This is a genomic window from Mycobacterium sp. 852002-51961_SCH5331710 (genome assembly GCF_001665535.1).
Classification (GTDB): Bacteria; Actinomycetota; Actinomycetes; order Mycobacteriales; family Mycobacteriaceae; genus Mycobacterium.
This window is the reverse complement of the sequence record NZ_LZSQ01000086.1, coordinates 84,614-94,572: the sequence shown is the minus strand read 5'-3', so window position 1 is coordinate 94,572 and position 9,959 is coordinate 84,614. Positions and strand designations below refer to the sequence as shown.

General features: G+C 69.1%; 7 protein-coding genes. 3 read left to right on the top strand and 4 right to left on the bottom strand.

What is annotated here, in order from left to right; genetic code table 11:
- Positions 1 to 42: 42 nt before the first annotated feature.
- Complete coding sequence (locus A5752_RS15135) at positions 43 to 813, top strand: SDR family NAD(P)-dependent oxidoreductase (RefSeq protein WP_067086961.1); 771 nt, start codon at positions 43 to 45, stop codon at positions 811 to 813.
- Here the strand turns inward: A5752_RS15135 and A5752_RS15130 are convergent.
- Both A5752_RS15130 and A5752_RS15125 read right to left on the bottom strand, forming a co-directional pair.
- Positions 779 to 1,567, bottom strand: coding sequence for an enoyl-CoA hydratase/isomerase family protein (locus A5752_RS15130; protein WP_067086958.1), 789 nt, complete (start codon positions 1,565 to 1,567; stop codon positions 779 to 781). The two genes, A5752_RS15135 and A5752_RS15130, sit on opposite strands and share 35 nt — an antisense overlap.
- Positions 1,568 to 1,593: 26 nt before the next feature.
- The gene (locus A5752_RS15125; protein WP_067086956.1) at positions 1,594 to 2,271 is read right to left on the bottom strand and encodes a TetR family transcriptional regulator; all 678 of its coding nucleotides are present in this window, start codon (positions 2,269 to 2,271) and stop codon (positions 1,594 to 1,596) included.
- Positions 2,272 to 2,340: 69 nt separating this feature from the next.
- Here A5752_RS15125 and A5752_RS15120 point away from each other — a divergent pair, with 69 nt between their 5' ends.
- Together A5752_RS15120 and A5752_RS15115 are read left to right on the top strand one after the other, a co-directional pair.
- Positions 2,341 to 3,408: a ferredoxin reductase gene (locus tag A5752_RS15120; protein ID WP_067086953.1), complete on the top strand. Its 1,068-nt coding sequence runs from the start codon at positions 2,341 to 2,343 to the stop codon at positions 3,406 to 3,408.
- Between the two features lie 16 nt (positions 3,409 to 3,424).
- Positions 3,425 to 4,546: a fatty acid desaturase family protein gene (locus tag A5752_RS15115; RefSeq protein WP_067086950.1), complete on the top strand. Its 1,122-nt coding sequence runs from the start codon at positions 3,425 to 3,427 to the stop codon at positions 4,544 to 4,546.
- 7 nt (positions 4,547 to 4,553) lie between these two features.
- On the opposite strand, the gene nei2 is transcribed toward A5752_RS15115, so the two are convergent.
- Both nei2 and A5752_RS15105 read right to left on the bottom strand, forming a co-directional pair.
- Positions 4,554 to 5,327, bottom strand: a complete 774-nt coding sequence (gene nei2 / locus A5752_RS15110) for an endonuclease VIII Nei2 (RefSeq protein WP_067086947.1) — start codon at positions 5,325 to 5,327, stop codon at positions 4,554 to 4,556.
- Between the two features lie 3 nt (positions 5,328 to 5,330).
- Positions 5,331 to 9,869, bottom strand: coding sequence for an ATP-dependent helicase (locus A5752_RS15105; RefSeq protein ID WP_156613889.1), 4,539 nt, complete (start codon positions 9,867 to 9,869; stop codon positions 5,331 to 5,333).
- Positions 9,870 to 9,959 lie beyond the last annotated feature (90 nt).

Here is a 9,959-nt window from a genome sequence, read left to right as displayed (position 1 = left end):
CTGCAGTCTCGTGGGCTCGGAGATGTGTATAAGAGACAGGCCGTGGACCGCGCTTCGTTCGACCGTCTCTTCGACATGACCGACCGCACCGTGATCGTCACGGGCGGTACCAGGGGCATCGGCCTCGCGCTGGCCGAGGGCTTCGTCCTGGCCGGCGCTCGCGTCGTGGTGGCCAGTCGCAAACCCGACGCCTGCGAGCGGACCGCGGAGCATCTGCGCGGTCTCGGCGGCCAGGCCATCGGCGTGCCCACGCACCTCGGGGACGTCGACGCGCTCGAGGCGCTGGTGCAGCGCACCGTCGACGAGTTCGGCGGGATCGACGTGGTGGTGAACAACGCGGCGAACGCCCTGGCGCAACCCCTCGGGGAGATGACGCCCGAGGCGTTGGCCAAGTCCTTCGAGGTGAACCTGCGCGGACCGGTGTTTCTCGTGCAGGCCGCGCTGCCCTATCTGAAGGCGAGCGCGAAAGCCAGTGTGATCAACATGGTCTCGGTCGGCGCGTTCAACTTCTCGGCGGTGACCTCGATCTACTCCTCGAACAAGGCCGCGTTGATGTCGTTCACCCGGTCGATGGCCGTCGAGTTCGCGTCGTCGGGCATCCGGGTGAACGCGATCGCCCCCGGGCCGGTGGACACCGACATGATGCGCAACAACCCGCAGGAAGCCGTCGACGCCATGGCACGCAGCACGTTCCTCAAGCGGCTCGCGTCACCCGACGAGATGGTCGGCACCGCACTGCTGCTGGCGTCGGATGCCGGTAGCTACATCACCGGCACGGTCATGATCGTGGACGGCGGCGGAACGCCTCGCTAGCCTCCCGCATCTCACCGCTGGTGGAGGCCAGGATCTGGCTGCGATTCTCCAGGTGCAGGGCCGCCTCCAGGCTCGACGCCTCGAGGTTGGCCCACAGCACCTGCTTCGTCGACTCGAGGCCGAACTTCCCGTAGCCGCACAACGTCTCGGCGATCGCCATGGCGTCGAAGACGACGGCTTCGTCGGTCGACACCCGCGACACCAGGCCGAGCCGCAGGGCTTCGGGCGCGTCGACCGCCCGTGCGGTCAGGATGAGATCGAACGCGGGGCCCGCGCCGATGATGCGCGGGAGCGTGTAGCTGACGCCGATGTCGCAGCCGCCGAGCCCCAACTTGATGAACTGGGTGCAGAAGCGCGCCGACTCCGAGGCGATGCGGATGTCGCAGGCCAGCGCGATGCCCATCCCGCCGCCGTAGGCGACCCCGTTGACCGCGGCGATGACCGGTTGGCGCAGCCGGTGGATGCGCGCGGTCAGGTCGGCGATGCGTTCCTGCCATCGCATACCCGAACGCGGAAACTCCGTTCCCTCGCCCGCCTTGTTGGGATTGGGATCGGTGAGGTCAAGGCCCGAGCAGAAGCCACGTCCGGCGCCGGTGAGCACGACGACGCGGCACTCGTTGTTCGCATCGATCTGCGCCAGCGTCGCGTGCAGATCCTCGACGAGTTCGTAGGACAGCGCGTTGAGCTTCTCGGGGCGGTTCAGCGTGAGCACGGCGATGTCGGGACGCGGGTAGGCCAGTTCGAGGTGCGGCATGCGCACACGCTAACCCCCGCCCGGTTTCACACGCTGCTGCGCCATCCCTCGACGCCGACAGCGATCATCCGCAGCTGTTTGACCGCCACTCGTTTGATCTCGTTGAGCGCGGCCTGGTCGTGGGCGTCCTCGATGGCCTCGGCGATCACGATCATCGCGTTGACGAACAGGCTCGCCAAAATGTTGAGGTCTTCGCTGCTCCAGGAGTTCAAGCCAGGGAAGCGGGCAAGGTCGATCGCCAGCTCGGAGGTGATGAGGCGGATCTCGGTGCGGATGGCGTACCGCAGCACGGTGACGCCGCTGTTGCGTTCGCGTCCGATGAAGCGCCAGTGCTCGCGGCGTTCGTTCACGCCGTCGATGAGGATGTCGACGCTCGACTCGATGACCCGCTTCGGGTCGAGCCTGCCGGCGCGGGCCCCACGCAGCATGTCCCGCAGGCTCCGGAACGACTCATCGATCAACACGAGGCCGAGGGCCTCCATCGACTCGAAGTGCCGGTAGAACGCGGCGGGCACGATGCCCGCTTCGCGGGTGACCTCCCGCAGGCTCAGCGCGGAGAAGCTGCGGTCCTCGAGGAGTTTCAGCCCGGCGGAGACGATCGCCTGCCGGGTGGCCTCCTTGCGCTCCTCCCGGGACATCGTCGACTCGCGGGATCGTGATCGTCCCGACCGGCTCGGCCGTGAACCAGGCGTACGACTGTTCACTATGTGAAACCTACCACAACCTGGGTGAATGGGTTGACGAGGTGCTGCAGGACGCGCAACGGTGTACATATGTTCACTCAAACGTTGACCCGGGGCATCCGGGACAGAGTGCTCGCGTCACCGCTGGTCGACCTGCTCACCGGGCCCCACGGCGTGGACCGATACACCGAGCTCGTCGCGCCCACCTGGACGCGGGGAGAGGCTCGCGCAGAGGTCGTCGCGGTGCGCCGCCAGACCCCGCGCAGCGTCACGCTCACCCTCGAGCCGAATCAGGCGTTCACCGGCTTCCGTGCCGGGCAGCACATCAACCTCACCGTCGAGATCGATGGTCGCCGTCGCACGCGGCCCTACTCGCCGGCCAACGCCGAGGGGGCTCGCTATCTCGAGCTCACGGTGGGGCGCCACGACGGCGGCCTGGTCTCCGGCTACCTGTGTGACCACGCCCGCCCCGGCATGGTGGTGGGTCTGGATTCGGTCGGCGGTGACTTCGTACTCCCCGATGACGCCCCGCGGCGCCTCCTGTTCGTGTCCGGCGGCAGCGGCATCACCCCGGTGATGTCGATGGTGCGGACGCTGCGGGCCCGCGGCTACGGCGGCGAAATCGCGTTCATCCACTACGCCCGTTCGCTCGAGGACGCGTGTTACCGCGCCGAGCTCGACGCGATGACCGGTGTGCGGGTGCTGCACGGCTACACACGCACGGCGACCGGATCCGACCTGGACGGCCGGTTCGGCCCTGCGCACCTCGCCGCGGCCATGCCGGCGCCCGACGCGGTCTTCGTTTGCGGCCCGCCCGAACTCGCGTCCGCCGTGCGTGAGCACTGCACCGACGTGCGCTCGGAGAGCTTCGTCCCGCCGACCTACGACCTGCCCGCCGAACCCTCCGGCGGCACCGTCACGTTCGCCGAGAGTGGGGTCGAGGTGACCGACGACGGTCGCCCCCTACTGGAGCAGGCCGAGAACGCGGGCCTGAGCCCCGAGAGTGGATGCCGAATGGGCATCTGCCACAGCTGCACTCGCCGCAAGACACGCGGCGCGGTGAAGAACCTGATCACCGGCGCGGTGTCCGCCGCCGAGGAGGAGGACGTGCAGATCTGCGTTTCGACTCCCGTCGGCGACGTCGACATCGCGCTCTGACCCGAAGGAGATCGACATGACCGCCATCACCGACATCCAACCGCGCGCCGCGCACGAGCCGCGCGCCCTCGAGAAGACCGTCGCGGGCAAGAAGGTCCGCATGACCGCCGAGCAGGCCGAGGCCTTCGGCCGGGAGCTCGATGCGCTCAAGGAACGCGTGATCGCCGACCTCGGCGAGCGCGACGCCACCTATATCCGTCGAATCATCAAGACGCAGCGGGCTTTCGAGCTCGGCGGCCGAGCGCTGCTGTTCGGCGGTGTCTTCCCACCGTTCTGGCTGGCGGGCACCGCGCTGCTGGGCCTGTCGAAGATCCTCGACAACATGGAGATCGGCCACAACGTCATGCACGGCCAGTACGACTGGATGGGCGATCCGGCCATCTCCAGCCGCGGCTTCGAGTGGGACACCGCGTGCCCGGGGGAGCAGTGGCGGCACTCGCACAACTACATGCACCACACGTACACGAACATCGTGGGCATGGACCGCGACGTGGGTTACGGGATCCTGCGGATGAGCAGGGACCAGAAGTGGAGTCCGTACTTCCTCGGCAACCCCGTCTACGCGTTCCTGCTGATGGTGTTGTTCCAGTACGGCGTCGCGCTGCACGAACTCGAGACCGAGCGGATTCGTGCCGGCGAGATCACGATCGCCGACAAGCGCGAAATCCTCGAGGGCATCTGGCGTAAGACGAAGCGCCAGACGCTCAAGGACTACGTCGCGTTTCCGTTGCTGGCCGGGCCGTTCGCACCGTGGGTCGTCGCGGGCAACCTGACCGCGAACCTGATGCGCAACGTGTGGTCGTACATGATCATCTTCTGCGGCCACTTCCCCGACGACGTCCAGGAGTTCTCGGTCGAAGAGACCAAGGCCGAGACGCGGGGCCAGTGGTATTTCCGCCAGGTTCTGGGTTCGGCGAACCTCACGGGTGGGAAGCTGTTTCACATCCTGAGCGGCAATCTGTCGTTCCAGATCGAGCACCACCTGTTCCCGGACATCCCGGCGCACCGCCTCGCCGAGATCTCCGAAGAGGTCAAGGAGATCTGCACCCGCTACGGAATTCCGTACAACAAGGGATCGCTGCCGCGGCAGTTCGCGACGGTGGTGCGCAAGATCGTCCGGCTCGCGCTGCCGGGGTGAGCGCGGGTCAGGTCTGGCAGACCGGACACCAGTAGGAGACGCGATCGCCCGGGTTGCCCGGGCGGGGCGAGTCCGACTGGATCGGCGTGCCGCACCGACGACAGGGCCGCCCACGTCGTCCGTAGACCCACAGGTCGCGGCCGCTGCGGGTGTCTCCCGTCGTGGTCCGGTTCACGCGGGACCTGTTCAGCCACAGCATGTCTCGGGCCCGCTGCACCATTCGCAGCGGGTCCTTGACGTTGCCGACCGGGGTGGTGGGGAGATAGCCGGTGACGAAGCAGAGTTCGTTGGCGTAGACGTTGCCGACGCCGGCCATCACGCGCTGATCCAACAGCGCCTCGGCCAGCGGCCGCTGCGGGTCCGCGACGAGGTTGGCCCTGGCGACGCGCGGTTCCCAGTCGTCGCCCAGCAGGTCCGGACCGAGGTGGGCGACGGCCTCCATATCGCGATCGCGTGGCAGGATCTCCAGCACGCCGAGGTCGACGCCCGCGGCGCGGGAGTCGCTGGTGTGCAACAGGATCCGGATCTTGTACTCCGGCACCCGCCGAATTTGGCCGCCGATCAGCCAGGCGCCCTCCATCTTCAGATGCGAGTGGATGCTGGCGTCCCCGACCCGGATGAACAGGTGCTTACCGCGGCTGAGGACCTCGTCGACGACCGACCCGGTCAGGTCGACCGTCGCGAACTTCGGCACCCGCACGTCGCAGCGCGTGAGTTCCTTACCCTCCAGCGCCTCGCGCAGTTTGGTGGCGGCGCGGTAGACCGTGTCACCTTCGGGCATGCGTCAGCGTAACCGCAGGCCGCGCGGCGTCCGGACGAAGCCCGCGCCCAGTAGTGCGTCGTGCACCGCCGCGCGCTCGCCCTCGGCACCCGGTTCGAGCACCGGCACCCCATTGACCTTCTCGACGAGGAACGAACCCACCCGACCGCTGCTGACCAGTTCGGCGAGGCCCCCCGCCGCCGCGATGTGTGCATCGGCGTCGCCGGAGAAGCTCAGCAGCGAGCGTCCCCCGCGCTCGAGGAACCACACCAGTTCACCGTCGACCATCGCGACCAGCGCACCGGCCTTGCGGCCCGGGCGGTGCGTGACGTCGTCATCGGTCCGCCTCGTCGGCCACGGAAGCGCCGCGCCGTACGGGTTCGCCGGATCGGCCGCCGCCAGGACGATCGCCCGGTATTCGCGGTGGTCCTGGTCGACGCTGTCCAGATAGGTGCGCAACCGGTCGACCGTCGAGGCGACGGCGAACTGGGCGCCGCCGAGCGACTCGACGAAATAGCCGCGCTGACAACGGCCCGCGTCCTCGAACGCGGTCAGCACCTTGTAGAGCATCGCGAAGCCGCCGGGCACCCCCTCGGCGCCGACCGCACCCTTGGTCAGCACCCCGTGCCTGCCGAGAAGCAGCTCGGCCTGGAAGTGCGCGCGCACGGTCGATTCCGGTTCGGCGACGGGCAGCGCCGACCACCGGCCCGCCACCGTCGGGTCGGCATTGCGGGTCTGGGCGTGCGCGACGCTGTAGCTGCTCAACCGGGGCGCACGCCTGCGCTGCCGATGCGCGGGCGCGCTGCGCCGCCCGGCCGGCCCGCGGGTGCCCATCAGCTTCGCGCGCACCGGCGCGAACGTGTCGCCGGTGACCCAGCCCGCCCAGACCAGATCCCACAGCGCGTTCTTGTGGTCGTCGGTCGGATTGTCGGCGAGCTGCCGGAAAAAGAATGCTCCGCCGCGATCGAGCGCCTCGAGGAGCGCACGGTGGACGTCGGTGAACTCGATCTCGATCGGGGCGTTCAACGTCAACGGCGCCGACTCGGCGGAGTGGAACGCGATCCAGCCGTCGCCCCCTCCGATCTGCCCCGCACCCGACCACATGACCTCGCCAGAGGCCAGCAGTTCGTCGAGCATCGCGGGCTGATAGTCGCGGACGCGCTGCCCGAACACCAGCGGTTCGACGGCTGACGCCGGAATCGGAACGCCCGCAAGCTGATCGATCACGGTCGCGAGACCGTCGACGCCGCTGGTGTGCGCCGAGCCGACCGACTGCCACGCGGGCAGGAAGCGCCCGTAGGCCGCGGTGCTGACCGGTTCGATCTGCGCGCGCAGCGCGGCCAACGACCGGCGCCGCAGGATTTTGAGCACATCGGCGTCACACCACTGCTCGGCGGCCGCGGGGTCCGAGACGGGCAGATCGGTGAACTCGCCGCGAATCAGCTTGCCGTCGATGGCCATTCGGCCCAGCACGTCAGCGGTGACGCGCAAACCCAGGCCGAACCGGGCCGCCGCGTCATGCGTGGTGAACGGTCCCCGGGTGCGGGCGTAGCGGCCCAGCAGCTCACCCAGCGGGTCGTCGACCGATTCGGTGAACGCCGTCGGGATGCCGACCGGTACGGCGACGCCGACGCCGTCGCGCAGCAGGCCGATGTCCTCGATGGCCACCCACCAGGTTCGATCGGCGAAGGAGACGGTCAGCGCGCGCTTGGCCCCGCGCAGGCCGTCGAGCCACCCGCCGATGTCGGACGTGGTGCAGCGCTCGGCGATCTCGGTCTCGGTCAGCGGGCCCAGCAGCCGCAACAGATCGGCCACGCCCTCGGCGTCGCGGGCCCGGCGGTCGTCGCTGAGGTGTTGGAGCTGTCGCGTGGTGCTCGTGATGACCTGTGGATCGAGCAGCTCCCGCAGCTCGACGCGGCCCAGCAGTTCCGCCAACAGCACGCTGTCCAACGACAATGCGGCGGCGCGCCGTTCGGCCAGTGGGCTGTCGCCCTCGTACATGAAGGCGCCGACGTACCCGAACAGCAGCGACGCCGCGAACGGGGACGGCGTCGTGGTCTCCACCTCGACGAGGCGCAGCCGCCGCTGGGCGACGCGGTGCATCAGCTCGGTCAACGCGGGCACGTCGTAGACGTCCTGCAGGCACTCCCGCACCGCCTCCAACACGATCGGGAAGTCGGGATACTTGCGCGCGACGTCCAGCAGCTGGGCGGCCCGCTGCCGCTGATGCCACAGCGGGGAGCGCTTGCCCGGATGGCGGCGCGGCAGAAGCAGTGCGCGGGCGGCGCATTCGCGGAACCGCGACGCGAACAGGGCCGAGCCACCCACCTCGGCGGTGACGATCGGCTCGATCTCGTCGGCGTCGAACACGAACAGGTCGGCGCCAGGGGGCGCATCCTCGGTGTCGGGCAGGCGCACGATGATGCCGTCGTCGGAAGCGGTGGGCTTCTCTTCGATGCCGTACCGCTCACGCAGCCGTCGCGACACCGCGAGCGCGAGCGGGCCGTGCACCCGCAGGCCGTACGGCGAGTGCAGGATGACCCGCCAGTCGCCGAGCTCGTCGCGGAATCGTTCGACGACGAACGTGGTGTCCGACGGGACGACGCCGGTCGCTTGACGCTGGTCGTCGATCAGCTGCCACAGGTTGTCGGTGGCGAAGTCGTCGAAACCCATTGCCCGGCATCGTTGCTCGAATTCGTCCTTGCCCAACCGGGCCAGCTCGCCGGTGTACGCGCCGACCGCCGCCCCGAGCTCGGCCGGGCGGCCGACACCGTCGCCGCGCCAGAACGGGAGCCGCGCCGGCTGGCCCGGCGCGGGGACCACCAGGACGCGGTCGTGGGTGATCTCGGTGATCCGCCAACTCGTCGCGCCGAGCGAGATGACGTCGCCGGGGCGCGACTCGTAGACCATCTCCTCGTCGAGTTCGCCGACGCGCGAGGGCTTTTCGGAGTCGGTGGCCAGATAGACGGTGAAAAGGCCGCGATCGGGGATCGCGCCGCCGCTGGTCACCGCGAGGCGCTGGGCGCCGGGGCGGGCGGTCAGGGTACCCGTGTCGCGGTCGTACACCAGGCGGGGCCGCAGCTCGGCGAACTCCGTCGACGGGTACTTGCCCGACAACAGGTCCAGCGTCGCTTCGAACGCGCTGCGCGGCAGGGTGGCGAACGGGGCGCTGCGCCGCACCGCGTCGAACCAGCGGTCGGCGTCGAGCGATTCGAGCGCACACGCTGCCACGGTGTGCTGCGCGAGCACGTCGAGTGGGTTGGTGGGCACCTGCATGGTCTCGATCTCGCCGGACAGCATGCGCTTGACAGTCACCGCGCAGCCGATCAGGTCGGTGCGGTGCTTGGGGAACAGCACACCCTGTGAGATCTCGCCGACCTGGTGGCCTGCACGGCCGATGCGCTGCAGCCCGCTGGCCACCGACGGCGGCGCCTCGACCTGGATGACGAGATCGACTGCGCCCATGTCGATTCCGAGCTCCAGGCTGGAAGTGGCGACGACGGCCTTGAGCCGGCCGCTCTTCAGGTCGTCCTCGACGATCGCCCGCTGCTCCTTGCTGACCGATCCGTGGTGGGCCCGGGCCAGCAGGGTCGGCGCACCCGACGCCTGCCCACTGCCCATGATGTGCGCGGGAGAACCGCCCGCGACGCCGGTGTTGGGTCCGGTCTGCAGCTCCTGGCCGGTCCGTTCGGCGTGAATCTCGTTGAGCCGCGACGTCAGTCGTTCGGCGAGCCGGCGCGAGTTGGAGAACACGATCGACGAGTTGTGCGCCTCGATCAGGTCGACGATGCGTTCCTCGACATCCGGCCAGATCGTGTTGTTCTCCAGGTTGGCCATGTCGGGCACCGGCACCTGGACCGACAGGTCGAATGTCTTGGCCGCAGGCGGCGCCACGATCGTCGTGCGCGCCTGACCCGACAGGAACCGCGCCACCTCTTCGGGCGGGCGGACGGTGGCCGACAACCCGATCCGCTGCGCGGGCTTTTCGAGGAGTTGGTCCAGCCGTTCGAGCGACAGCGCGAGATGGGCGCCGCGTTTGGTGGCCGCGACGGCGTGCACCTCGTCGACGATGACGGTCTCGATGCCGGTCAGGGTGTCGCGTGCCGCCGAGGTCAACATCAGGAACAGCGACTCGGGCGTGGTGATCAGGATGTCGGGCGGGCGGGCGATCAGTTCGCGGCGCTGCGCCGGGGAGGTGTCGCCCGACCGGACTCCGACGCTGATCTCCGGGGCCGGGACACCGCTCCGGTCGGCCACGCGCGCGATACCGGTCAGCGGCGTGCGCAGGTTGCGCTCCACGTCGACGGCGAGCGCCTTCAGCGGGGAGACGTACAGCACCTTGGTGCCGGCGCGCGGTTCAGCGGGGGCCGACGCCAACCGGTCGATGGCCCACAGGAACGCCGCGAGCGTCTTACCCGAACCGGTCGGCGCAATGACGAGCGTGTTGTCCCCGTCGGCGATCGCCGTCCAGGCCTGAGCCTGGGCGGGCGTCGGTTCGGCGAACGTGCCGGTGAACCACTCCCGGGTCAGGTCGCTGAACCGGGCGAGGGGGGATTTGCTCATCGACTCCATGGTGCACCCCACCACCGACACTTCTTCGCCACTTCTCCCCGCGAGCAGACGCAAACCTGCCGCTTTTCGGCGATTTTTGGG

Excerpts from the sequence above, each read along its gene's own strand:
- A5752_RS15130 (WP_067086958.1), bottom strand. The coding sequence starts at position 1,567 with ATGCCGCACCTCGAACTGGCCTACCCGCGTCCCGACATCGCCGTGCTC.
- A5752_RS15120 (WP_067086953.1), top strand. The coding sequence starts at position 2,341 with ATGTTCACTCAAACGTTGACCCGGGGCATCCGGGACAGAGTGCTCGCG.
- A5752_RS15115 (WP_067086950.1), top strand. The coding sequence starts at position 3,425 with ATGACCGCCATCACCGACATCCAACCGCGCGCCGCGCACGAGCCGCGC.
- nei2 (WP_067086947.1), bottom strand. The coding sequence starts at position 5,327 with ATGCCCGAAGGTGACACGGTCTACCGCGCCGCCACCAAACTGCGCGAG.
- A5752_RS15105 (WP_156613889.1), bottom strand. The coding sequence starts at position 9,869 with ATGAGCAAATCCCCCCTCGCCCGGTTCAGCGACCTGACCCGGGAGTGG.